The organism is Streptantibioticus parmotrematis (genome assembly GCF_019890615.1).
Classification (GTDB): Bacteria; Actinomycetota; Actinomycetes; order Streptomycetales; family Streptomycetaceae; genus Streptantibioticus_D; species Streptantibioticus_D parmotrematis.
In genome coordinates, this window is record NZ_JAINVZ010000022.1 from 27,983 (window position 1) to 51,090 (window position 23,108).

Consider the following 23,108-nt stretch of genomic DNA (forward strand, 5'->3'; position numbering starts at 1 on the left):
GCCCCGCCCCTCCTTCGTCGTTCCAGCCGTTCTTCGTGCTGGCCGGGCTAGCCGGGCTGCGGTTCGAAGTCCCAGTACGGGCGCTTCCTGCGGCGCACCGACTGGGTGTGCGGGTGCTGCGGGCCGAGGGTCTCGGCGAGTTGCTGGAGGGTCTCGGTCTCCACCTTGGACGCCTCCTGGGTGCGCCGCAGCGCGCGCAGGTCGTCGGCGAGCGCGGCCCGGCAGGACAGGGTGAGCGGGTGGGTCTCGCCCAGCGAGGTCTTGGCCAGCGTGACGGTCTCGCGGCTCAGTCGGAGGGCGCCCTCCTCGTCCCCGGCGAGGCTTCGGGCGCCGGAGGCGTTGAGCGCGCAGCCCAGCGTCCAGGGGTGGGCGGCGCCGACGGCCTCCGTCATGCCGTGCAGGGCGCGTTCCGCGGCGGCCAGCGCCTCGTCGCGTTCGCCGTACGCGCGCAGCACCAGGCCGACGTTGCCCTCGGTGCCGACGGTGAACGGGTGGCCGGGGCCGGTCAGTTCGCGGTAGCGCTCGGCGACGGTGGTGGCCAGCTCCCGGGCCCGGTCGAGGTCGCCGTGCTGCCGGATGAACGTCGCGTAGTCGGCCTGCACCAGCAGGGTGTCCGGGTGCCGGGGTCCCTGCCGCTGCACGCAGCGGTCCACCACGCCCGCCATCAGCGTGTGCGCCTGCGCGATGTCCCCGCCGCGGCGCAGGCACAGGGCGAGGTTGTGCTCGGCGAACAGCGACTGCGGGGTGTAGCGGTCCATGACCTGGCGCAGCACGCGGACGTTGAGCTCCTGGCGGGAGGTGGCCTCGGTGTAGCGGCCGAGCAGCCGCAGCGTCCAGGCGTAGCGCTGCGCGGACAGCAGGGTGCGGTGGTGGCGCGGGCGCAGCGCCCGTTCGCGCACCAGCAGGATGTCCCGGTGCGCGGCGAGCGATTCCTCGTAACGGCCCAGCAGGGCGAGGACGTTGGCGAGGTTGCTGCGGTCCTGCATGGTGCGCATCGACTCGGGGCCGAGGATCTCGCTCCAGGCGCGGACCGAGTCGGCGAAGATGTCGTGCGCCTCCTGGTAGGCGCCGAGGGCGACGAGCGTGCCGCCCAGGCCGTTCTTGGCGCGCAGCAGGTCGGGGTCGTCGGGGCGGCGTTCCGCGGACAGCTGCTCGACGACGGCCCGGCCCATCGCCTGCGCCTCCTGGTAACGCCCGGCGCGGCGCAGCATGTTGGCGTGCTGGTGGACCAGGACCAGCAGGTCGGGGTCGTCCGGGGCGAGCCGGGGGCGCCAGCGGGCCACGGCCTGCTCGCACAGCCGCAGGCCGGTGCGGCTCTCGCCGCGCACCCGCAGGTACTCCACGCAGTTGAGGACCAGTTCGCGGCTGCCGGGTTCGGTGCCGGACAGCACGCCCGCGGTCTCCAGGTGCGGCAGCAGTTCGGCGTAGCGGGCCCAGGAGCGGGTGTCGGTGGGGTTGCGGGGGTCGGCGTCGGCGAGCACCCGGGCGGCGACCGCGGCCAGGGTCTCGCGGCGGTCCTCGCTGAGGGTGGACAGCAGGAAGCCGTGGTAGAGCCGGTGCATGGCGACCTGGTCCACGAACGGCTCGGACTCGTGCGCCTCCACGTAGTCCATCCGCACGGCCGTGGACTCCGAGAGCCTGCGCAGCGCGGTGTGCCAGCGGATGGGGTCGGCGGCGAGCGCGGCGAGGTGCTCGGGCAGGCTGTCGGGGCGGGCCGACTCGATGAGCCGGACCGGGATGGCCTCCGGGGAGAACAGCCCGAGCAGGTGCAGCAGTTCGACGGTCTCGGGGTGCTTGTCCTGGAGGGTGTTGAGCGTTATCGACCAGGTCGTCTGGAATCCCATCGGGTAGTCCGAGGAGATGCGGATGCCGATCTGGTTGGCCTCGCCGCGCCGGATCAGCTCGATGTAGTCCTTGGCGGGCATGGGGTTGGCGGCGAGCCAGGCCGCGGTCTGGTTGAGCAGCAGCGGCAGGTCCTGGACGGCCTCGGCGAGCTGGTCGGCCTCCGGTTCGGTGAGCCGCTGCGCGCGGCGCCTGGCGTACGCGACGCTCTCCTCGCGCCGGAACGGCGCCACCTCGACCTCGGTGACGCTGCCGGCGGCGGCCCAGTCCTGGGTGAGGGTGGTGACGAGCACGTGGCCGTTGCCCTCGGGGACCAGGTCCTCGATCTGGGTGAGGTCGTCGGCGCTGTCCAGCACGATCAGCCAGCGGCGGTACGGGCGTCCGGTGCGCAGCGCCTCGTGCACCGCGCGGATGCGTTCGCCCAGCTCCTGGCCCGCGGGCAGGTCGAGGCGCGGGGCGAGGTCGGCGAACTGCTCGCGGGCGGTGGCGCGGTAGCCCGCGTTGGCCCACCACACGATGTCGTAGTCGTTGCCGAAGCGGTGCGCGTACTCGATGGCGATCTGGCTCTTGCCGACGCCGGAGATGCCGCGCAACGCGACCCGGGCGCCCTGCCTTCCGCCCTCCTCGAAGCGCCGGTGGATCTCCTCCAGCACCGCGTCGCGGCCGGTGAAGCGCACGTTGCGGCGCGGTACGTTCCACACCGCCGGGGGGTCGTTGGGGAAGCGCGGGACGGCGGCGCCGGCCGGTTCGTCGGCCTGGGTCGCCGGGTCGATGCCGAGCCTGCGCAGTATCCGGCGGCGCGCCTCGTGCTCGTCGAGGTCGCGCAGGTCGACCGGGCGCAGCGCGGCGGCGGTGGGCGGCAGCGCGCGGGTCGCGACGCTGACGGCGGCGAACCGCTCGGCGTCGGCGGGCACCACCTCCCCCAGCGCCTGCGTCCACTCGGTGTCGGTGCGCGGGCCGAGGGAGAAGTACCAGTCGTCCAGCACCAGCAGCACGCGCCCGGGCGCGGCGAGCAGGTCGCGCAGCGCGTCGGTCAGCGGCACGCTCAGCGGCGGGTCCCAGCGCAGCAACGAGGTCTGGTGGCCGAGGCGTTCGAGCTGGTGGGCGATCCAGGTCGCCCAGGGCCGGTTGTACCCGGCGTGGCTGATGGTGAAGTGGTCGGCTTCCTGCCCGTCCGACGTCCGCTGAGCCATGGGACTCTCCCCTCACCTCGCCGGTCGCGGCCCGCGGGCCGCTCGGGTTCCAACGGGGTTCCAACAGTTCCAAGGGTGGTCTTCGCACGATAGCCGAAGTGACCGGCGACCGGCCGACGCCACGTCAGATGACGTCCACCCGTGTGGAGTTCACCGCCGCCGGGGCGGCCGTCGGGGCCGCCGACGCGCGCACGGTGTCGTGCGGCAGCGCGGACGACAGGGCGTGCGCGATGTGCCGGATCAGCCGTTCGAGGTCGGCGCAGTACACGGAGGGGTGGGCGAATCCCGAGCCCTCGCGGTAGCGGTGCGCGTAGTTGCCGCCGCCGCACACCCGCACCACCGGGCAGCCCCGGCAGACGGCGGCGAGCGCGGCCGCGCCGAGCTGGCGGGCGGCGATGCCGGGGTGCGCCAGCGCCTCGTCGAAGCTGTGGTGGTGGACGTCGAGTCCGGTGACGGTGGCGCGGTCGTAGGCGACCTTGAGGGAGTCGATCTGGGCGATCGAGCCGTCGGTCTCCACGACCACGGCGACGGTGGGCGACAGGCCCACCGACTCGGTGGCGCTCGGCACGCCCAGCAGCAGGCCGACGATCTCGGTGAAGAGCCGCACGCGCGGGTGCGGCCGCTCGTCCGGGTCGCGGTTCCACCACAGGTCGAAGACGGCGGCGAGCCAGTCGCCGTACGGGGTGGCCGAGCGCGGGGCGTCCTCGGGGCGCGGCGGCGGGCTGGACCAGTTGGCGTGCGGCAGCAGCAGGTCGAGCCGGGGCGGGCGCAGCGCGAGCAGGGAGCGGTAGACCTCGGCGGGGTCGGCGCGCACGTCGACCGCGCACAGCAGTCCCGCGTACGCCTCGGGGTGCTCGGCCAGCAGCCGGGCGGCGCGGGAGGCGGCGGGCCAGGAGGGGCGTCCGGCGTGGTCGACGCGGTGGCGGTTGAGGGTGGCGGTGCCGCCGTCCAGGCTGATTCCGACGCCGATGCCCGCCTCGGTGAGCCGGGCGAGGGCGGAGCGGGTGAGCCGCGTGCCGTTGGTCTGCACGGCGGCGTGCACCACCCGGTCGGGGCCGACCGCCTCCCGGATCGCGGCGGTGTAGGCGAGCACCTCGCCGGGGCCGGACATCAGGGGTTCGCCGCCGTGCAGGTCGATGCGCAGCTCGCGCAGGCCGTGGGCGCGGGCGTGTTCGGCGACGCGTTGCGCGGTGCGGGCCATGGTGGCCTCGCTCACCCGCGCCGGGCGGTCCCGCCAGCCGGTGTCACGGCCGTGGTAGAGGCAGCAGTAGGTGCAGCTGAGGTTGCAGCGGCCCCGCACCTTGAGCACGAACTGCCGGAAGGGCGCGCGGGGCGCGAAGGGTACGAGGGGCACGGCTGCGGGCACGGCGTCACCTCCTGTCCGGCGGGCATCCCCCGCTGTCGACCGTCGGCGGGCGGTCCCATGCCGGGCATCGCCGCGCGGCAGGCTGGAAAAACGTTTCGTGACCACAACTGACCGGTTAGGCACGCTCGTTGACTCAAAGCCTGACGATTTCGGCCAGCACTGCGACCGGATGTCCGCCCAACGCGTCCTCGTAGAGCGGGCGTTCAGTCCACCGCGCGCATGTCCGGGGCGTCCTCGTGGTACGCGGCGGCCTCGCCCGGCCTGCGGGAGCGGGCCGCGAGCCCGGGCAGCACGGCGGCGAGCGCCGGATGGCTGACGCGCGGCAGCAGGTCGTCGAGGTCGACCCCGGTGAAGTCGGGGAGCGCCTCGCGGCTGGGGGCCGGGCCGTGGCCGGGTTCGGGGAGCGTCGCCCCGGCACCGCCCGGCGCGGCGCCGACCGCATGGTTCATCACGCCGTACTCCTCACTGCCCGTCGAGCCGACCGCCCGTCGAGCCGACCGGACCGGGATACCCCCGTGGTGGCCGCCGGGAAACCTCTCGCCCACTGTCGTCCCGTCCGTCCCGTCACCGCGCCGCCCGTCACACGGTGTCGCCCAGCGCCCGCATGCGCTCCAGCGTGGAGCGGGCCTGCGGTCCCCTGGCCGCGCCGGCGTGCTGCCACAGCGCCCAGGCCGCGCGGTACGACTCCAGGGCGCGCGCCGGGCCCGCCGTCTCCTCCAGGACCGTGCCCCGGCAGTGGTGGGCGCGCGCGCCGAGCAGTTGATCGCCCGCCGACGCCGCCTGCCCGGCCGCGCGGTGGTACGACTCGGCCGCCGCGTCCAGCCGTTCCGGGGCGCCCGAGGCGAGGCCGAGCAGCACGTCACCGCGCTCCAGCCACGCCTCGGCCGCCGTGGCCGGATCGGCGCGGGCCGGGTCGGCGGCGGCCCGCGCGGCGCGGGCGAGTATCCACTCGGCCTCGTGCAGGTCGGTCAGCGCGCCGCCCGCCTCGTTCCGGCGGCGCAGCGCCCGGCCGAACAGCAACCGCCGCTCGGCCAGCAGCGGATGGCTCTCCGGCGTCTGCGCCAGCGCCTCGCGCAGCACCCGCACCGCGTCGGTGGCCACCGCGATCCCGCCGCCCCGGCCCGCCCACTCCACCAGCACCCTGCCGCGGTCCACCAGCAGGTCGGCGCGGGCCGGGTCGTCGGTGGCCACCAGGCGCTGGGCGGCGGCCAACGCGTCGTCCGCCTCGGCGAGTTCGGTGACCCGGGCGGTGCGGGCGTAGCGGGCGGCGTGCGCGAGTCCGAGGCGGCGCAGGCACTCCAGCCGCAGATCGCCGTCGTCGTGCGCGCACCGCAACGCCCGCTCCAGGTCCTCCACGGCCTCCGGGGCGCCCTGGTCACCGGCGGCCATCGCACGGGCGGCGGCCAGGTCGAGCAGCGCGGCGACCCGCGAGGCGCGCTCCGGCGCCTCCTCGCTCGTCGCGTCGGCGTCCGCCACCGTCTCGAAGTCCGCCACCGCCTGGAGGGCGAACGCCCGCGCCTCGTCGGTGGCGTCCCGCCGCGTCGCGTCCTCGGACAGCGCCGACAGCAGCGCGCCGCGCACCGACAGCGGGCCGCGCGGCATCGGGGCGTCCGGCGGCCACGACTCCAGGACGACGTCCAGCAACGCCTGGGCGCCGTACAGGAGATGGCGGTCACCGGTGAGGGCGTAGCGCTCCCTCGCCACGTCCACCAGGCACAACCGCGCCGCGAGCAGGTCGTCCGGCGCGCCCAGCAGCAAGTGTTCCGCGCGGGTCAGGCTCGCGTCGGCGTCGGCGAGGGAGCGCGCGGCGCCCGCGGAGTGCGGCGGCGACTGGCCCGCCACGACCCGCAGCACCCGGCCCAGCACCAGGTGCGCCCGGCCCGCCGCGGCGTCCGGCACCGCGGCCCGGTCCGCGAGTTCGGCGGCCGACCGCGCGGTGCGCTCCGCCTCGGCCAGCGCGTCGTCGCCCTGCCGCGCCTCCCACAGGCTCAGCAGGCACTCGGCGAGCAGCGTGCGCAGCGGGACGGTCCTGGCGGGCTGCCGTTCGTCGGCGGGCGCGGTGCGCAGCAACCGGATGGCCTCCCACAGGTCGCGGATCGTGCGCCGCTCGTGGAACTTCGCCAGCCGCTCGCGGGCCTCCTCCACCACCCGCCCCTGATGACCGAACGGCACCCCGCCCGACGGCACCGCCACCGCCGCCGGGTCCTGCCCGTACGCGTCGAGCACGGCCGGTCCCACGCCGCCGGGCTGGAAGCGGCGCAGCACCTTCTGCGGCACCTCGGCGAACGGCCGGGGCACCGGCACGCCGCCGCTCTCCCCCGGGTCGGGCGGCCCGCCCTCGCCGGAGAGGTAACCGACCACCATCGCGGGGAAGTTGCGCGCCCTGCGGCCGAACACCCGCTCCACGTACAGCGAGCAGTGCTTGAGCACGAGCGTCGCCTCGCCCAGGCCCAGCCGGCGCAGCAGCACCTCCTCCACGCCCGGCGCGAAGTCGTACCACGGCCCGCCCTCGCGGCGCAGGGTCTCCGCCGGGGTGTCCTCCTGCCGCAGCAGCAGCCCGCTGAGCAGCACCTCGGCCATCTCGATGGGTCCGGTCTGCGGCATCATCGCGCGCTGCACCAGCTGCATCACCGGGTACGCGAGCGGCGCCGCCGACAGGTACACCGCCAGGTGCTGCGCGGCGGGCGAGGAGACCGCCTGGAAGTCCTGCACGAGTTGTTCCGCGGTGCGCTCGCGGCGCGGCGGCGGCGCGGCGCCGACGTGCCGGTCGTGCACCCAGGCCGCGGCGGCGTCGAGGGTGGCCAGGGTGGTGCCGGACACCGCGTGCGCCCAGGCGCCCAGCGCGCCCCGGGTCGGCGACAGCACCGGCACCGCGAGCGCCCCCGGCGAGTGTTCCGGCGAACGGCGCCTGCGGGGCAGGAACTCCAGGCGACCGCCCGCCGCGGACGTCCCGCGCAGCACGCCGGGCTCGGCGGGCAGCAGCGTGCGCCGCCACATGCGCTGCGGCAGCGGCTGGAGCACCGCGACCGGGCCGGTGCGCGCCCACCGGTGCAGCAGCCGCTGCGCCGCGCCGCGCCGCCACAGCAGCCCGGAGCAGTCGCTGAGCAGGAGCGTGACGGTGCGCCCGGTCGGGTCGCGCAGCCGGTCGGCCGGGGAGAGCGTCTCGTCCCCGCCGCGTCCCGCCGCCACCCCCGGTTCGCCGTCGGGCCGCGGGCGCAGGTAGTGCACGGCGACGTCGCGGAACGCGCCGACCTGCTCGCAGACCAGCCGCAGTTCCTCCAGCATCTGGTCCCAGACCACCATCGACGGCGAGTCGTCCATGACCAGCAGCAGCCGCGCGTCGCGCCGCCTGACCTCGCGGAAGACCGGCAGTATGTGGCCGCTCCTGGCGCTGGTCTCGGCGGTCGCCATCTCGTCCAGCTCGCTGCCGCGGCGCGCCCTGACGTGCGGCCGGTAGCGTTGCAGGGGACGCAACGCCCGCTCCAGCGGCAGCAGTTGGGGGAACGCGTTGGCGACCGGCACCCGGATCTGGAGGGCCTCGTCCAGCGTGATCGGCTCGGTCTCGCGCACGGCGTGGATCGGCACGGTCGGGTTGGCCGCGTCGGCGCCGTCGCCGCCTTCGTCGCCCTCGCCGCTCCTGTCGCCCGTCGACGCGTCGTGCCCGGGCGGCGCCTGATCGCCCGTCCCGGCACCGTCCACCGCACCAGACCGGTCGTCACCGATTGTGGCCGGATCCTGCCCCTGCGTGGCCGCGTCCGGGTCGCCTGCGGCCATCTGACCCGACAACCACAGCGCGTCCGCCAGCCCCTCGGCGTCGGTGGCGATCCCCGCCCGGCGCAGCCTCGCCACGAGCTGCGCGAACAGGTCCGAGCCGGGGGCCACGACGGCTCACCTCACCCGGTTGAGGGGCTGCATGAGTTCGTCGGCGAGGCGCTCGCGCGTGCCGACGTCCTCGTCCCCGGCCTGCTGGGTGAGGTAGATGGCGTTGAGCAACTGGTCCGCGGAGCGCTGCTCGCCGGGCCTGCGGTCCAGGAACTGCTGGATGATGGCCCGGTTGCGCTCGGCGGCCTCGGGCCCGAAGTGGGCGCGGACCATCGCCGCGAGCCGGTCCTCGTCCGGGGTGTCGAGCCGCAGGTGGATACAGCGCCTCAACAGCGGTGCGGGGAAGTCGCGTTCACCGTTGCTGGTCAGCACGACGAACGGGAAGGCGCGGCAGCGGATCCGCCCGCCGCGCACGGTGACCCGGCCGCCGTCGTCGTCCTGCACCTCGACCTCGGGGTGGCGGTCGGCGATGCGTTCCAGCTCCGGGATGGCGAACTCCCCTTCCTCCAGGGCGTTGAGCAGGTCGTTGGGCAGGTCGATGTCGCTCTTGTCGAGTTCGTCGACGAGCAGGACCCGGGGGCGGGCGGCGGGCAGCAGCGCGGTGCCGAGCGGGCCGAGCCGGATGTAGCGGCCGATGCCGTCGCCGGGCGAGGTCTCCTGGGTGCCGGGGCCGAGGCACTGCTCCGGCTGCGCGGTGCGGGCGAGCTGGAGGTCCTGGAGGCGGGCCAGGGCGTCGTACTGGTAGAGCCCGTCGCGCAGCACGGTGCGGCTGACGATCGGCCAGCGCAGCACCCGGCCCAGGCCCAGTTCGTGCGCGACGGCGTGGGCGAGGGTGCTCTTGCCGCACCCCGGCTCACCAGTGACCAGCAGGGGCCTGCGCAGATACAACGCGGCGTTGACCAGCTCCAGTTCGGTCGGCCGGGGGCGGTACTGCTCGGCCAGGTCCTGCTGGAGGCCGAGCCTGCGGGTGGACGCGGTGTCGATCGGCGCCGGGGCGCTCACCACCGGGTGCCCGTCGAAATTGCGCCACGGCGGCGGGGCAGGCAGACGGTCTATCCCCCCGTGGGGCTGGCCGGTGCCTCGGTAGATCAGCCATTCGTTCACATCGCGCTCCTCGTCGCGGTACGGGCCGGGGCCCGGGGTTCGAGGGCACTGCCGCCGCGGTCACGCACGCCGCACGCGCTCGCGCGCACATACGTGTCCGTCACGCACACAAGGGGATACCGCACGCGGAACCCCCTTCTATGACAGTACCCAGCCAGGACGGTTCCAACGACGGTTTCCGGACGCGGGTGGGAGCGCCTCACGCGTGCGCCCCGTACCCCGCGCCGAGATCGGGCAACGGCGCGTCGGCGTCGTCGTAGAGCAGCACCAACTGCTCGGCGCACGACGGCCGCCCGTCCGGCGCGCCCTGGCGCAGATCGTGCGCCTGGGCGCGCAACGCCCGTACCGCCTCGGGGAGTCCGGCCGCGTCGCCGACCCCGGCCAGCAACGCGTCGGTGACGTGCCGGAACGCCACGCAGTCGGGGCCGCATTCGGCACGCGGGTGCGGCGCACCGCGCCACAGCGCCACGCCGTGGCCCGCGTCGAGCACGTCCATCATGATGCTCAGGCCCTCGCCCTGCCCTGCGGGCCCGCACAGCACGGGCACCGACTCCGGCGGCGCGTTGCGCAACTTGCCGTATCCGGGCGTGCGGTCGAGCACCTGCAACGGCAACGGGGTCAGCCCTCCGCGCCTGCCCAGCCCCGCCCACCGCTCGCGCCACTCCGGGGTGGGCGGCACGCGTTCCACGTCGCGCATCACCACCGGCCGGCGGGCGCCCATCGGCCGGGCCGGGCGGTGCGGCCGGTCGCGCAGCCCTCCGCCGGGCACCCACAGATGGGCGGCGGTGTCGAAGTGGTGGACGGGCAGCGCGATCTCCACGGTGGCCGGGTGGCCGGAGCGGTCGGCGCGGTCCAGGGCGAGCGCCAGCGGTTCCTGGACCTGCGCGACGGCCTCGTCGAACTCCACGCCGTCGCGCTCGTCGCAGACCGTGGTGATCTGCCGGTCCTCGGCCGAGCGCACCAGCTGGATCTCCCAGCGGAAACGCACCGGCAGGTTCTCCTCCCACACCACTGGCGCCAGCGCCACCAGCACCGAGGCGGGCCCTGCGCCGCCCTCCCGCTCGGGATCGGCGCGCTCCAGTTCCACCAGCCGCTGGCGGTCCGGCGCGGGCAGCGATATCGCCCGGCTCATCGCGAACTCCCGTACCCGCGCGGCGCCTTCCGGATCCTGCGACTGCACCTCGTCGGCGACCAGCGTCAAGTAGGTGACGAACGCCAGCAGTTGCTTGCCGTCGTCCGGCTCGTACAGCAGCCCGTGGCCGTCCCGCCAGGCGACCGGCAGCGGATCGTGCACGGTGCCGGGCCCCAGCACCCGTTCCACCAGGCGCTGTACGACACCGGCGCTGCTGGGCGGCGGCAGTTCGGCCAGCAGTCCGAGGGCGCGGGCGCGGTCGAACGGGGTCCACTCGCCGATCACGTCGGACAGCTGCCCCTGCACGTCGATCCAGGTCGCCCGGGCCGAGGCCCGGGGCTGCTGGCGTTCGTAGTGCCAGCGGTCGTGGGCGCGCACCAGCTCCTGGTACGGGTCGGCGCCCAACGCCAGCGCCGGAGCGAGCGGTTCGGACTCGGTCAGCGCGCGCAGCGCCGTCAGCAGCACCGCCTTGCCGCCGTCACGGGTGCGACGCCGCGCCTTGACCACGCCGACGACCCTGCCGTGCGCGAGGTCGACCACCAGGCTCCCGGAGACGCCGGCCGGGATCTCGGAGTCGGGGCCGAGCCGGAAGACGTGCAGCGAGTCGTTGCCGGGGACGGTGCAGGTGCCGTCCCAGGGTTCGAGTTCACCGCCGGGCCCGCGCCAGCCGAGCGCCGCGACCCGGGCGCTGACCGGCGGCACCGCGCGGTCGCTGAGCCACACGCAGCCGTGCCGGACCGGCTGGGTGAGCCTGATCAGGGCGAGATCGGGGGCGAGTTCGTACTCCCGCTCGTCGCCGAACTCCCGCCCCGCCGTCATCGTGTCCGGGTCGGGTAACGCGTAGACCGCCCGGCCCGGCACCGTGCGCTCGCCGATCCGCACTCCGATCTCGTGGTCGCCCGCCCAGCGCTTGCGGCCCAGGCTGTCCTTGCGCACCAGCACGTGCGCGCAGGTCAGCACCCACTCGGGCGCGACGAGCAGTCCACTGCCCCAGAAGGGCGCGGTGCCGTACGGGGCGGCCTGGATGGCGACGGAGACCTCTCGGGCCAGCTCGCGCAGTCTGCTCTCGGCCTCGGACGGCGGGCTCACCCGCGGCCCCCGTCAGGCATCGCCGCCTCCGGGCGCGGGCGGCACGGCCGGCAGGGGCGGCGGCTGGGGCGGTTGTTGCTGCTGCGTCGGTACGGGGGCGGGCTCGCGGAACCGGTCCCGCCAGGTCAGCGTGACCTTCAGGCCGCTGGTCGCCTCCCCGTCCGCCAGCACGCTGACGATCGCGCCGGACTTGACCGCGAACTCGACCCCGAACTCCACGCTGACCTCGTCGGGCGCGGCCTGCGCCGCCGCGTCCCGCACCGAGGCGGCGACCCCGGTGATCAGCGCGCGCAGGTTGCGCACCCGGGCGATCGCGCCGTCGAGCGCGCCGACGTCCTCGTAGTCGCCGTAGTCGTCCTCCGCATCGGCGGCGTCCGGCAACGGCACGGGCGACATCCGGGCCCACACCTGCGTGCCGTCCGGCAATTCGATCAGCCGAGCGAGCTCCCCCATCGCCACCGCCCTCCAACCCGCGGACCCCGTAAGCAAAGTTGACGCAAGATCAGGCTAGCCCGCTGAAGCCCGGGGGCGCGAGAGGTTCCCGCTGCGCGCCGGGTCGCTCCGTGGCGGGCCTCTGCATGGGGCCTGCTTTCGCGAAGTGTCACGCCTGCGCCGCTGCGCGGCGGCCCGTTTGGGCGGAGTGTTACGTCTGCGCCGCTTCGCGGCTTGAGGGGGCGGAAGGGCGGGGGGCTAACGCGCTGCGCGCTGCGCTGAGGGCCGTCCGCTGCGCGACCGGCAGCGTAGTCCGGGAAACGCTTGTCACCCCGTTGCCGGAGACAAGCTTTTCCGGCATGCCAGGTTGACGAAAACCCTTGTCACCGACAACGGGGTGACAACCAATCCGCAGACCAGGAACCCTGCGACCCCGGCCAGACCGAGCCGGGCGCGAAGCGAACGGCCATCAAGCGGAGCGCGCAGCGCAGGAGCCCCTCCCCTCCTGCCCCTCAAGCCGCGCAGCGGCGCAGACGTAACCCTCCGCCCACCAGGCCGCCGCGAAGCGGCGCAGACGCGACACTCCGCACAAGGACCCCGGCTACCACACCCCCGTAAAGCCGCAGGCCACCCCGCCACACAACCCCCCGCACCCCACCTATCCTGGCCCCCAACACCCCTTTCACCCCTTCATCACCTGCGGAGCACCCCTTGTACTTCACCGATCGCGGCATCGAGGAGCTGGAGAGCCGGCGCGGCGAGGAGGAGGTCACGTTCGCGTGGCTTTCGGAGCGGCTGCGCGAGTTCGTGGACCTCAACCCGGAGTTCGAGATCCCCGTGGAGCGGCTGGCCACCTGGCTGGCCCGGCTGGACGACGAGGACGACGACGAGTAGCCGCCGCCGCACCCCCGCACACGCGGCGCCTTGACTTTCGCGATACGCGATATATCGTGAAGGTCGACGACGCGATATGTTGCGTCGTCGCAGTCGCCAGCGGGAGGCCTGGATGTCAGCGCAGAGTTGGACCGTCTCGGAACGGCAGAAGATCCCCTTCGAAGGGCCGGTCACCGATCTCCACGTCCGGATCGTCGGCGGCACGGTCAACGTCGTCGGCACCGAGGACCCCGGCGCGTGCCTGGAGGTCTCCGAGGTCGACGGGCCGCCGCTGATCGTCACCCGGGACGGTTCCGAGCTGACCATCGCGTACGAGGACCTGCCCTGGAAGGGCCTGCTGGGCTGGCTCGACCGCAAGAGCTGGAAGCGGCACGCGGTGGTCTCGCTGACCGTCCCGGCCGCGACCCGGGTCGAGGTCGGCGTGGTCTCGGCCGAGGCCGTGGTCACCGGCATCAGCGGCCGCACGGCGGTGCGTGGCGTCAACGGCGGCACCACCCTCGTAGGGGTGAGCGGCCCGGTGGACGCGAGCACCGTCTCGGGGGCGCTGGAGGCGCAGACCCTCTCCGGTGACCTGAAGTTCAGCACCGTCTCCGGCGGCCTGACCGTCGTCGAGGGCACGGGAGCACGGGTGAAGGCGGACTCCGTCAGCGGTGACATGGCACTCGACCTGGACCCGGCGGGCGGCGGCGACGTCCACCTCAACACCGTCTCCGGCGAGATCGCCATCCGGCTGCCCGACCCCGGTGACGCGCGGGTGGACGCCAACACCGCCAGCGGCGCGGTCACCTGCGCGTTCGAGGAGCTGCGGGTCACCGGCCAGTGGGGTGCCAAGCGCATCTCCGGCCGGGTCGGCAAGGGCGACGCGCTGCTGAAGGCGACGACCGTCTCGGGTGCCATCGCGCTGCTGCGCAGGCCGCCACGGGAGACCGACGAACCCCTCTCGTTGCGGAAGGACGCCTGACATGGCCCCCGTCTTCGCGCACGGACGCCTGCGCCTGTACCTGCTCAAGCTGCTGGACGAGGCCCCGCGCCACGGCTACGAGGTGATCCGGCTGCTGGAGGAGCGTTTCCAGGGCCTGTACGCGCCCTCGGCCGGCACCGTCTACCCGCGGCTGGCCAAGCTGGAGAAGGAGGGCCTGGTCACCCACACCACCGAGGGCGGCCGCAAGGTCTACTCCCTCACCGACGCGGGCCGCGCCGAACTGGCGTCCCGCCAGGGCGAGTTGGTGGACCTGGAGCAGGAGATCCGGGACTCGGTCTCGGAGCTGGCCGCCGAGATCCGCGACGACGCACGCGGCGTCGCGGGCGATCTGCGCCGGGAGTTGCGCGAGGCGACCCGGCAGGCACACGGCGGCACCCGCGTGGAGGAGGCGGGCACCGAGGAGTTCCGCTTCTGGAAGCAGGAGTGGAAGGACCAGGCGCGCCGCGCGAAGGAGGAGAGCCGTCGCGCCAAGGAGGAGGCCCGCACCGCGCGCCAGCAGGCGAAGGAGGCGCAGTCCCGGGCGGTCGAGGAGATGCAGCGGATCGTCCGCAAGGTGCAGGACGAAGTGCGCGATCACGCCCGCCGCGGCGACCTGCAGAGCGCCATGCGCGAGGGACTGGCGGAGTTCACCCGCGAGATGAGCCGCTTCGGCCGCCCGCCGCAGGAGGAGACCGCGAGCGCGGGACCGGAGGCCGACGTCACCGTGGAGCGCGCCGACGAGCCGGGGCCGAGGCCGGAGTGGGCCGCCGAGACCGGTGAGCCGTCCGCCGACCCGCGCCGCGACCTGGAACGGCTGCTCGACCGCTTCCGCGACGACGTGCGCGACGCGGCCCGCGACCACGGCGTGACCGCCCAGCAGTTGCGCGAGGCCCGCCGCCATCTGTCCACGGCCGCGGCCCACATCGCCCGGCTGCTGCACGACAAGGGCTGAACCGCGCGCGAGGGCGCGGCCGTACGGGGGTCGGCCGCGCCGCGCGCGGTTCTTTCAGACGGTGAGGACGACCTTGCCGAACAGGTCGCCGCGGGACATCTTCTCGAACCCCTCGCGCGCCCGGTCCAGCGGCAGCACCGAGTCGATCACCGGCCGCACGCCCGTCGTGGCGCAGAAGTGAAGAAGACCTTCCAGCTCGTCCTTGGTGCCCATGGTCGAGCCGACCACCTTCAGCTCCAGGAAGAAGATCCGGTTGAGTTCGGCCGCCTTGGGGCTCGGGCCGCTGGTGGCGCCGGAGATGACGAGGGTGCCGCCGGGCCGCAGTGCCTTGACCGAGTGCGACCAGGTGGCCGCGCCCACCGTCTCGATGACCGCGTCGACGCGCTGCGGCAGCCGCGCGCCGGGCTCGTACGCCTCCAGCGCGCCCAGTTCCACCGCGCGCACCCGCTTGGCCTCGTCGCGGCTGGTCGCGTAGACCCGCAGGCCGGCCGCGCGGGCCAGCACGATCGCCGCGGTCGCCACGCCGCCGCCCGCGCCCTGCACCAGCACCGAGTCGCCGGGGCGGACGTTCGCGTTCGTGAAGAGCATGCGGTACGCGGTCAGCCAGGCGGTGGGCAGGCAGGCGGCCTCGGCGAAGGACAGTTCCTTCGGCTTGGGCAGCACGTTCCAGGCGGGCACCGCGACGCGTTCGGCGAAGGTGCCCTGGTAGCGCTCGGTCAGGATGGAGCGCGGCTCGCGGGGGCCGACGCCGTGGCCGCTCTGGCCGATGACCGAGTGGACGACGACCTCGTTGCCGTCCTCGTCGCGTCCGGCCGCGTCGCAGCCGAGGATCATCGGCAGGCTCTCCTGGCCGAGCCCGACCCCGCGCAGCGACCACAGGTCGTGGTGGTTGATGGAGGCCGCTTCCACGGTGACGGTGGTCCAGCCGGGACGGACCTCCGGGTCGGGGCGCTCCCCCAGTTCGAGGCCGTTGAGCGGCTGGTCGCGGTCGATCGATGCGGCGTAGGCGGCGAACATGACCATGAACGTAGCCGTGGCGCGCCGGAGCGGCCAGGGCCCGCTCCGGGAAGCGACGCAACTCACCCCGTGACCGTACGGCGACGTGTGGCAAAATCGACGAACGGGCGATCCCCGAAGCCTCATCGGGCCGGTACACCATGGCCGGACCACGATGGGCGACCGCAGACCGAGTCCCTCACCCCGGTCGTCCCGCCGTCGTCGGCGTCGAGCACGCCTCGTTCCGGGGCATCCCCTCAGCTCGACCTGGGGCCGAGACACGGCAGGGAACCTATACCGACTCGTCAGCGGAAACCTCCTTCCGGTAGAACGGACCCTTCACCCCTCTTTTCCAGGGCCCCGTCACCCGTGTGCGACCGGTGGCGACGGCCGTACCCTCATACGAAAATTAGACAAAGGGGTCAATTGTGGCAGCGGAGATCGTCAATCCCCGGAGCGACAGCGACATGCAGGAAGAGCAGGACTTGATCGATCCGGCGTTCGCGCTGCACCGGGGCGGCAAGATGGAGATCACCGCGACGGTTCCGGTGCGTGACCGCGGCGACCTGTCGCTCGCCTACACGCCGGGCGTCGCCAAGGTCTGCACCGCCATCGCCGAGCAGCCGGAGCTGGTCCACGAGTACACCTGGCGCTCCCAGGTGGTCGCGGTGGTCACCGACGGCACGGCGGTGCTGGGCCTGGGCGACATCGGTCCCGAGGCGTCGCTGCCGGTGATGGAGGGCAAGGCGATCCTCTTCAAGCAGTTCGGCGGGGTGGACGCGGTGCCGATCGCGCTGGCCACCACCGATGTGGACGAGATCGTGGAGACGGTGGTCCGGCTGGCGCCCTCCTTCGGCGGCGTCAACCTGGAGGACATCTCCGCGCCCCGCTGCTTCGAGATCGAACGCAAGCTCCAGGAGCGGGTCGACATCCCGGTCTTCCACGACGACCAGCACGGCACCGCCGTGGTGACGCTGGCCGCGCTGCGCAACGCGACCCGGCTGACCGGGCGTTCGCTGGGCGAGCTGCGCGCGGTCATCTCCGGTGCGGGCGCGGCGGGCGTGGCGATCGCCCGCATCCTGGTCGAGGCGGGCATCGGCGACGTCGCGGTGACCGACCGCAAGGGCGTGGTGCACGTCGGCCGGACCGACCTGACGGACGTCAAGCGGCAGCTGGCCTCGTTCACCAACAACGCGGAGCTGACCGGCACCCTGGAGGAGGCGCTCGACGGCGCCGACGTCTTCATCGGCGTCTCCGGCGGCACGGTCCGCGAGGAGGCGGTGGCGACGATGGCGAAGGGCGCGTTCATCTTCGCGATGGCCAACCCGAACCCGGAGATCCACCCGGAGGTCGCCCACAAGTACGCCGCGGTCGTGGCGACCGGCCGCAGCGACTACCCGAACCAGATCAACAACGTGCTGGCCTTCCCCGGCATCTTCGCCGGCGCCCTCCAGGTGCGCGCCTCGCGCATCACCGAGGGCATGAAGATCGCCGCGGCCGAAGCGCTGGCCGCGGTGGTCGACGGTGAGCTGGCGGCGGACTGCGTCATCCCGTCGCCCTTCGACGAGCGGGTCGCCCCCGCGGTGACGAAGGCGGTCGCGGCGGCGGCCCGCGCGGAGGGCGTCGCGCGCAGGTAGTCGTACGACCGGAAGAACACGGCGAGGCGGGCGTGGGATCACGCCCGCCTCCCGCACGTCCGGGGCCATTACCGCAGACCCAGCACCACCGCGTCCGTCACCGACCGCCACACGGTGCGGGCCTCCCCGAACCCGGCCGCGCGCAGCGCCTCCTCGTGCCACCGGGGCGGGTGGACCTCCCCGTCCGAGTGGCTCCCGTAGATCTCGAAGCGGCGGGCGACCGCGTCCGCGAGCCGTTCGTCCTCGGCCGCCGCCCGCCACCAGGACTCCCAGTCCAGGACGCCCTCCGCGCGTTCCCGCTGCTGGCGGGCGTGGCGCAGCGTGCGTTCCGCCTCGTTGAGCCGGGGCGTGCTCTCGTCGGGCATGTGGTCGGCGTTCATCAGGACGCCGCCGTCCCGCAGCACGGTCGCGGCCTGCCCGTACAGCGTGCGCAGCGGTTCGGCGCGCAGCCAGTGCAGGGCGGTCGCGGTGAGCACGGCGTCGAACGAGCGGTGCGGCAGCGCGTCCGTCCAGGCCGGGTCGGTGAGGTCGGCGGTGACGAACGCGGCCCGCGCGTCGCCCGCGAAGTGGCCGCGGGCGATGGCGAGCAGGGCCGGGTCGAGGTCGACGCCGGTGCAGCGCGCGTCGGGGAAGCGCCGCAGCACGCGGTCGGTGATGCTGCCGGTGCCGCACGCGAGGTCGAGCACGACCGGCGCGGTCCCGGCGACCGCCTCGACGAGGTCGAGCATCACCCGGAAGCGTTCCTCGCGGTCCGGCAGATACCACTGCTGCTGCCGGTCCCAGCTGTCCTGCCATGCTTGCCAGTAAGGGTCGCGTGCCGTGGTCGTCGCCGTCATGGTGAACCCCTCCGCATGTAATACCCTGGAACGGAACGTGCCCATTACGCACTCCCCGCATCCCGACCCTAGACGGCGCCGGTAAGGATCTCAAGTGGAACTGGCCTATTACTCGGACTACGCGGTACGGCTGGTCAACAGCGAGGAGCCGGCGCGCAGGAAGGACGAGCTGACCTCCGTCGAGGCGGTACGCGCGCTGTTCGGGGCCAGCCGGCAGGCCGCGCGCCGGGTCACCGACGCGGACGTGACCAGGCTGCGCGGGGTGCGCTCCCGGCTGCGCGCGGTCTTCGAGGCGGCGGCGGAGGGCGACGAGGTACGGGCGGTGGACCTGCTGAACGCGCTGCTGCTGGAGTACCCGGTCAGCCCGCAGATCTCCGGCCACGGCCACCTGGACGAGCACGACCGCCCGCAGTGGCACATGCACCTGGCCGACCACGCCACCAACGCGACGGCCGCGTACGCGGCGACGGCATGCATGGGGCTGGCCTTCCAGCTCACCGACCTGGGCGTGGACCGCCTGGGCATCTGTCAGGCGACGCCGTGCCGCAACGCGTACATCGACACCTCGACCAACCGCTCCCGCCGCTACTGCTCCGACCGCTGCGCCACCCGCGCCAACGTGGCCGCGTACCGGGCCCGCAAGCGGCAGGAGGCGCAGCGGTAGCCGTTCTTCGCGACCCGTCAGGCGATCGTGGTGACCGTCTGACCGTCAGGCGATCGTGGTGACCGTCAGGACCGTCGCACGGTCGTGGCGACCGTCACGCGGCCGTGGTGACCGTCACGCGGCCGTGGTGACCGGAAGTCGCCTCAGCGCGCCTTGACCCGCCGCGCCGGCACCGGCCGTACCGCCGACGCCGCCCACCCCACCGCCGCCGTCACCGAACGCCGCAGCCCCCGCGGCGGCCGGAACCGTCCCAGCACCCGCGCCACCAGCAGTTCGTCCGGCACCGCCCCGAACATCCTGCTGTCGGACTCGGCGAACGGATTGTCCCCCAGCACCCACCACCCGCCGTCCCGCCGCTCCACCGCGCGCTTGACGATCAGCAGGTCCTGTTGCAGGGGGTGCCGCACCACCACCACGTCCCCGTCCCGCACCTGTCCCCCGTAGCGGATCAGCAGCTGGTCGCCGTGGTACAGCGTGGGCACCATCGAAGGCCCGTTGACCTCCGCCAGCCCGAACGGCAGCCTTGCCCCCTGCTCGCGCATGCCGCGCCTCCTGTCCGATCCTCCACCGGGTCCAGAGTGACACCAGACTTTTGTCCTAAGCACCAGGGGGCACCCGAGAAATGGGCCTCCTCAGGGAGTAATGTCCCATCTGCAAAGACGATCACGAGGAAGGACAGCCATGTTCTCTCGCCTGTTCGCGCCGAAGGTGAAGGTCAGCGCCCACTGCGACCTGCCCTGTGGCGTCTACGACCCGGCCCAGGCCCGTATCGAGGCCGAGTCTGTCAAGGCGGTCCAGGAGAAGTACCAGGCCAACGAGGACGCCGACTTCCGCACCCGCGCGGTCCTGATCAAGGAGCAGCGCGCCGAGCTGGCCAAGCACCACGTCTCGGTCCTGTGGAGCGACTACTTCAAGGCCCCGCACTTCGAGAAGTACCCGCAGCTGCACCAGCTGGTCAACGACACCCTGAAGGCGCTGAGCGCGGCCAAGGGTTCGAACGACCCGAAGACCGGCCAGAAGGCGCTGGACCTCATCGCCGAGATCGACACGATCTTCTGGGAGACCAAGAAGGCCTGATCCCAGGCGCTCGCAGTACGCCCGCACCCGGCTCACCATGGCGTCCGTCAGGACGCTTCGGGGGCCGGGTGCGGGCGTTCGGGAGGTGGCGCTCACACGCGGGGGCGGCGTACCTCGATGTTGCCGTAGCGGGTGCGGGCTCGGACCTCGACGGTGTCTTCAGACTCCCGCGGGGTGTCGGACGCGGTGAGTCTGTTGCGTACCTGACCGTGAGCGGAGCTGACGTCGAGCCAGGCGGCGGTGCCCTCGCGGACGCCGATCTCGATGGCGCCGTACGAATTCTCCAACTGGACTGTGCCGCGCGTGACTTCGTCGACGCGCAGGGCGCCGCCGGCCGTGGTGGCGACGACCGAACCCTCGGCCCGCGTGATGTCGATGTCGCCGTGGGCGCCACTCACCCGCAGGTCGCCGAGGGCGGCGCCGACGGTCGTCGTACCGTGCGAGTTCTTCAGGACGGCCTGCCCGTCGACCGTACCGACGCGCAGACCGCCGAAGCTGGTGGTGATCGCGGCCGGGCCCTCCACCCGGCCCACGGAGACCGAGCCGTGGGAGGCGGTCAGTTGGAGCGGCCCGGTCGCGTCGAGGCGGACGTCCCCGCCCGAGGTCTGCACCGAGACCTGGCCCAGCCGGCCCTCGCCGAGCACCTGGGTCCACGAGCCGGTCATGTCGACCCGCGAGCCCGTGGGCAGCTCGACCGTCACGTCGACGGTGCCGGTGGGCCCGATGAGGGTGCGCTCCTTCGTCCGGACGGTCAGCTCGCCGTTCGCGAACGTGACCTCGGTCTGCTTGGCGGCCCGCACGTCCTTGTCCCGCTTCGGATCGCCGGGCCGCACCTCCACAACGGTGTCGGGGCGGTCGGCGGCGGTGAACTGGAGGGTCCCCGCGCCCACGTGAGCGGTGACCGCGATCGGGCCGGGAGTGTCGAAAACAGGCATGGCTGTACCGTCCTCATGAGTCCTGGGGGTTCCGGATGGCGCGGGTGCGGGCGTAGGCGCGGGTGCGGCTAGCGGACCCAGCCCGTGTAGTTCTGTCCGACGGCGCGGGCCGACTTCGGCGTACGCGCCCGCGCGCCACCGCCGTCGATCGCGGCCGACACCGCCCGTACCAGCCATGCGTTGACCGACAGGCCCTCGCGGCCCGCGGCCTCCTCGGCGCGCGCTTTGAGGTGGGCCGGCAGACGCAGGTTGACGCGGGCGGTGCCGCCCTCGTCGCCCTCGTCGGGCGGCTGGGCCGTGAACGCCTCGACGGGCACGACCGCCACCTCGTCGGATGCGTCGGCGACGGGCGGCGGCGTCACCACGAAGTCCGGGTCCAGCCCGCGCAGCCGTACGTCGACCGATCCCGGAGCCAGCTCGCGGGTGATCTCGTCCATCGCGGCGGAAAGCACGTTGAGCATGGTCAGCCGGGTCGCCGACTCCAGCGGAGCGGTGAGCCGCTCCGCCAGCTCGCGGGCGTCCTCCCCACCGGCTTCGGCGGCCACCGCGAGTTCACGGCGGAGGATGTCGACATACGGGGCGAGGTCCATAGCGCCATCATGGCACCATTATGGTGCCACAGGCAAGACGAGGCGGCGCATCAGATGCCATCGAATTGGGGACAGGCCCTGCGATCTGCGGAAACGTGCCCGAGTCGGAGCTGTACCGGGGCGCACCCACAGGGTCTCTCGCCGACCTCATGGCGCCATGTGGTGCCACACGGTGCCATCTGGCGCCACTATCTGCCCCGAACCGGCGCCACGGCTCGCCCAAAAGGGGATCGCCCCGTCCAACCCGAAGTCCAACCCGAACAGGATCGCCCCGTCCAAGGGGTGGCCCGCCCCCGCCTCGCGCGTGACCATCGAGGTCACCGCCCGCGCGCCGGACCGGAGGAGCGACCCATGGCGAGCGCTAACCCGTTCGAGCAGCTCACCCTTGACGAACTGCGCCGCCGCACCAGCATGAAGTGGCGCACGCACCCCGCCGACGTGCTGCCGTTGTGGGTGGCCGAGATGGACGTGGCACCGGCCCCGGCGGTCGTCGCGGCGGTCGGCGACGCGCTCGCGCGCGGCGACACCGGCTACCCGGCCGGCACCGGGTACGCGGAGGCGCTGCGGGACTTCGCGGTGCGCCGCTGGGGGTGGCACGGGATCGCGGTGGAACGCACCCGGCTGGTGCCCGACGTGATGCTGGGCGCGGTGGAGGTGCTGCGGCTGGTCACCCGGCCGGGCGGGGCGGTCGTCGTCAACTGCCCGGTCTACCCGCCGTTCTACGCGTTCGTCGAGCACATGGACCGCCACGTCGTGGAGGCTCCGCTGACCACCGCCGGACGACTGGAACCCGGCGCGCTGGAGGCCGCGTTCGCCATCGCGACGCGCGGCGGACCGGCCGCGTACCTGCTGTGCAACCCGCACAATCCCACGGGCGTGGCGCACACCCGTGAGGAGCTGACGGCCGTCGCCGCGCTCGCCGGGCGGTACGGCGTACGCGTGGTCGCCGACGAGATCCACGCGCCGCTGGTGCTGCCGGGGGCGCGCTTCACCCCGTACCTCGATGTGCCCGGGGGCGACGCGGGCTTCTCGCTGATGTCGGCGTCCAAGGCGTTCAACCTGCCCGGCCTCAAGTGCGCCGTCGCGATCGCCGGTGCCGACGCGGCGGACGACCTCGCCCGGATGCCGGAGGAGGTGGGGCACGGCCCCAGCCACCTGGGTGCGCTGGCGCACACGGCCGCGCTCCGGGACGGCGACGAGTGGCTGGACGCGGTGCTCTGCGGGCTCGACGCCAACCGCCGGCTGCTCGGCGACCTGCTGGCCGCACATCTGCCCGCGGTCGGCTGGGTCCGTCCGGAGGCCACCTTCCTGGCGTGGCTGGACTGCACCGCGCTCGGCCTCGACGACCCCGGCGCGGACGACGCCGACGCGCGCGGCGACGTCACGGCGTCCACCGGCCCGGCCGCCGCCTTCCTGGAACGCGGCCGGGTCGCCGTCAGCGCGGGCGCCGCCTTCGGCACCGGCGGCGCGGGCCATGTCCGCCTGAACTTCGCCACGTCGACGGCGGTCCTCACGCGGGCCGTCGAACGGATGGGGAAGGTCGCGGCGGACGGCCGGACGACCGAACGCCCTTACGACTGAGGGCC

At 73.8% G+C, this 23,108-nt stretch carries 19 protein-coding genes; 7 read left to right on the forward strand and 12 right to left on the reverse strand.

Features of this window, described 5'->3' with window-relative positions; translation table 11 throughout:
• Positions 1–47 precede the first annotated feature (47 nt).
• The 7 genes from fxsT to K7472_RS25575 form a co-directional block, all read right to left on the reverse strand.
• Entirely contained in the window at positions 48–3,035 is a 2,988-nt protein-coding gene (fxsT, locus tag K7472_RS25545; protein ID WP_222980909.1) for an FxSxx-COOH system tetratricopeptide repeat protein, read from the reverse strand.
• Between the two features lie 124 nt (positions 3,036–3,159).
• Positions 3,160–4,401, reverse strand: a complete 1,242-nt coding sequence (locus K7472_RS25550; protein WP_222980910.1) for an FxsB family cyclophane-forming radical SAM/SPASM peptide maturase — start codon at positions 4,399–4,401, stop codon at positions 3,160–3,162.
• Between the two features lie 203 nt (positions 4,402–4,604).
• Positions 4,605–4,850, reverse strand: a complete 246-nt coding sequence (locus tag K7472_RS25555) for an FxSxx-COOH-like cyclophane-containing RiPP peptide (protein ID WP_222980911.1) — start codon at positions 4,848–4,850, stop codon at positions 4,605–4,607.
• Positions 4,851–4,980: 130 nt separating this feature from the next.
• The gene (locus K7472_RS25560; protein ID WP_222980912.1) at positions 4,981–8,283 is read right to left on the reverse strand and encodes an SAV_2336 N-terminal domain-related protein; all 3,303 of its coding nucleotides are present in this window, start codon (positions 8,281–8,283) and stop codon (positions 4,981–4,983) included.
• A gap of 6 nt (positions 8,284–8,289) precedes the next feature.
• A complete protein-coding gene (locus tag K7472_RS25565; protein ID WP_222980913.1) occupies positions 8,290–9,327 on the reverse strand; it encodes an AAA family ATPase in 1,038 nt (345 codons plus the stop codon).
• A gap of 199 nt (positions 9,328–9,526) precedes the next feature.
• Positions 9,527–11,548 carry a VMAP-C domain-containing protein gene (locus K7472_RS25570; RefSeq protein WP_222980914.1) on the reverse strand — a complete coding sequence of 674 codons (2,022 nt, stop codon included), beginning with the start codon at positions 11,546–11,548 and terminating at the stop codon, positions 9,527–9,529.
• Between the two features lie 12 nt (positions 11,549–11,560).
• Positions 11,561–12,001, reverse strand: a complete 441-nt coding sequence (locus tag K7472_RS25575; RefSeq protein WP_222980915.1) for a CU044_2847 family protein — start codon at positions 11,999–12,001, stop codon at positions 11,561–11,563.
• 690 nt (positions 12,002–12,691) lie between these two features.
• Between K7472_RS25575 and K7472_RS25580 the strand changes: the two genes are divergently transcribed.
• The 3 genes from K7472_RS25580 (at position 12,692) to K7472_RS25590 (ending at position 14,787) form a co-directional block, all read left to right on the forward strand.
• Positions 12,692–12,874, forward strand: a complete 183-nt coding sequence (locus K7472_RS25580; protein ID WP_222980916.1) for a DUF6104 family protein — start codon at positions 12,692–12,694, stop codon at positions 12,872–12,874.
• A 112-nt stretch (positions 12,875–12,986) separates the two neighbouring features.
• Complete coding sequence (locus K7472_RS25585; RefSeq protein WP_222980917.1) at positions 12,987–13,835, forward strand: DUF4097 family beta strand repeat-containing protein; 849 nt, start codon at positions 12,987–12,989, stop codon at positions 13,833–13,835.
• Between the two features lies 1 nt (position 13,836).
• On the forward strand, positions 13,837–14,787 hold the full coding sequence (locus tag K7472_RS25590; RefSeq protein WP_222980918.1) for a PadR family transcriptional regulator: 951 nt from the start codon (positions 13,837–13,839) through the stop codon (positions 14,785–14,787).
• Positions 14,788–14,841: 54 nt separating this feature from the next.
• Here K7472_RS25590 and K7472_RS25595 read toward each other — a convergent pair whose 3' ends face one another.
• A complete protein-coding gene (locus tag K7472_RS25595) occupies positions 14,842–15,804 on the reverse strand; it encodes a zinc-binding dehydrogenase (RefSeq protein ID WP_222980919.1) in 963 nt (320 codons plus the stop codon).
• Positions 15,805–16,211: 407 nt separating this feature from the next.
• Between K7472_RS25595 and K7472_RS25600 the strand changes: the two genes are divergently transcribed.
• Positions 16,212–17,420 (forward strand): NAD(P)-dependent malic enzyme, encoded by a 1,209-nt coding sequence (locus tag K7472_RS25600; RefSeq protein ID WP_222980920.1) that lies wholly within the window; start codon positions 16,212–16,214, stop codon positions 17,418–17,420.
• A 68-nt stretch (positions 17,421–17,488) separates the two neighbouring features.
• Here the strand turns inward: K7472_RS25600 and K7472_RS25605 are convergent, their stop codons facing one another.
• Positions 17,489–18,256, reverse strand: a complete 768-nt coding sequence (locus K7472_RS25605) for a class I SAM-dependent methyltransferase (protein ID WP_222980921.1) — start codon at positions 18,254–18,256, stop codon at positions 17,489–17,491.
• 94 nt (positions 18,257–18,350) lie between these two features.
• Between K7472_RS25605 and K7472_RS25610 the strand changes: the two genes are divergently transcribed.
• Positions 18,351–18,920, forward strand: coding sequence for a CGNR zinc finger domain-containing protein (locus tag K7472_RS25610; RefSeq protein WP_222980922.1), 570 nt, complete (start codon positions 18,351–18,353; stop codon positions 18,918–18,920).
• Between the two features lie 143 nt (positions 18,921–19,063).
• Here the strand turns inward: K7472_RS25610 and sodX are convergent, their stop codons facing one another.
• Entirely contained in the window at positions 19,064–19,462 is a 399-nt protein-coding gene (gene sodX / locus K7472_RS25615; RefSeq protein ID WP_222980923.1) for a nickel-type superoxide dismutase maturation protease, read from the reverse strand.
• A 139-nt stretch (positions 19,463–19,601) separates the two neighbouring features.
• Here sodX and sodN point away from each other — a divergent pair, with 139 nt between their 5' ends.
• Positions 19,602–19,997 carry a superoxide dismutase, Ni gene (gene sodN / locus K7472_RS25620; RefSeq protein WP_222980924.1) on the forward strand — a complete coding sequence of 132 codons (396 nt, stop codon included), beginning with the start codon at positions 19,602–19,604 and terminating at the stop codon, positions 19,995–19,997.
• A gap of 92 nt (positions 19,998–20,089) precedes the next feature.
• Here sodN and K7472_RS25625 read toward each other — a convergent pair whose 3' ends face one another.
• Positions 20,090–20,932 carry a DUF4097 family beta strand repeat-containing protein gene (locus K7472_RS25625; protein WP_222980925.1) on the reverse strand — a complete coding sequence of 281 codons (843 nt, stop codon included), beginning with the start codon at positions 20,930–20,932 and terminating at the stop codon, positions 20,090–20,092.
• Between the two features lie 68 nt (positions 20,933–21,000).
• On the reverse strand, positions 21,001–21,522 hold the full coding sequence (locus K7472_RS25630; RefSeq protein WP_222980926.1) for a hypothetical protein: 522 nt from the start codon (positions 21,520–21,522) through the stop codon (positions 21,001–21,003).
• A gap of 351 nt (positions 21,523–21,873) precedes the next feature.
• Here K7472_RS25630 and K7472_RS25635 point away from each other — a divergent pair, with 351 nt between their 5' ends.
• A complete protein-coding gene (locus tag K7472_RS25635; protein WP_222980927.1) occupies positions 21,874–23,103 on the forward strand; it encodes a MalY/PatB family protein in 1,230 nt (409 codons plus the stop codon).
• Positions 23,104–23,108: the final 5 nt, after the last annotated feature.

What these genes read in the sequence shown, in the direction of transcription:
- K7472_RS25630 (WP_222980926.1), bottom strand. Translation starts at nt 21,522, where the DNA reads ATGGACCTCGCCCCGTATGTCGACATCCTCCGCCGTGAACTCGCGGTG.
- K7472_RS25590 (WP_222980918.1), top strand. Translation starts at nt 13,837, where the DNA reads ATGGCCCCCGTCTTCGCGCACGGACGCCTGCGCCTGTACCTGCTCAAG.
- K7472_RS25585 (WP_222980917.1), top strand. Translation starts at nt 12,987, where the DNA reads ATGTCAGCGCAGAGTTGGACCGTCTCGGAACGGCAGAAGATCCCCTTC.
- K7472_RS25635 (WP_222980927.1), top strand. Translation starts at nt 21,874, where the DNA reads ATGGCGAGCGCTAACCCGTTCGAGCAGCTCACCCTTGACGAACTGCGC.
- sodX (WP_222980923.1), bottom strand. Translation starts at nt 19,462, where the DNA reads ATGCGCGAGCAGGGGGCAAGGCTGCCGTTCGGGCTGGCGGAGGTCAAC.
- K7472_RS25595 (WP_222980919.1), bottom strand. Translation starts at nt 15,804, where the DNA reads ATGTTCGCCGCCTACGCCGCATCGATCGACCGCGACCAGCCGCTCAAC.
- K7472_RS25555 (WP_222980911.1), bottom strand. Translation starts at nt 4,850, where the DNA reads ATGAACCATGCGGTCGGCGCCGCGCCGGGCGGTGCCGGGGCGACGCTC.
- K7472_RS25605 (WP_222980921.1), bottom strand. Translation starts at nt 18,256, where the DNA reads ATGACGGCGACGACCACGGCACGCGACCCTTACTGGCAAGCATGGCAG.
- K7472_RS25575 (WP_222980915.1), bottom strand. Translation starts at nt 12,001, where the DNA reads ATGGGGGAGCTCGCTCGGCTGATCGAATTGCCGGACGGCACGCAGGTG.
- fxsT (WP_222980909.1), bottom strand. Translation starts at nt 3,035, where the DNA reads ATGGCTCAGCGGACGTCGGACGGGCAGGAAGCCGACCACTTCACCATC.
- sodN (WP_222980924.1), top strand. Translation starts at nt 19,602, where the DNA reads ATGTTCTCTCGCCTGTTCGCGCCGAAGGTGAAGGTCAGCGCCCACTGC.
- K7472_RS25625 (WP_222980925.1), bottom strand. Translation starts at nt 20,932, where the DNA reads ATGCCTGTTTTCGACACTCCCGGCCCGATCGCGGTCACCGCTCACGTG.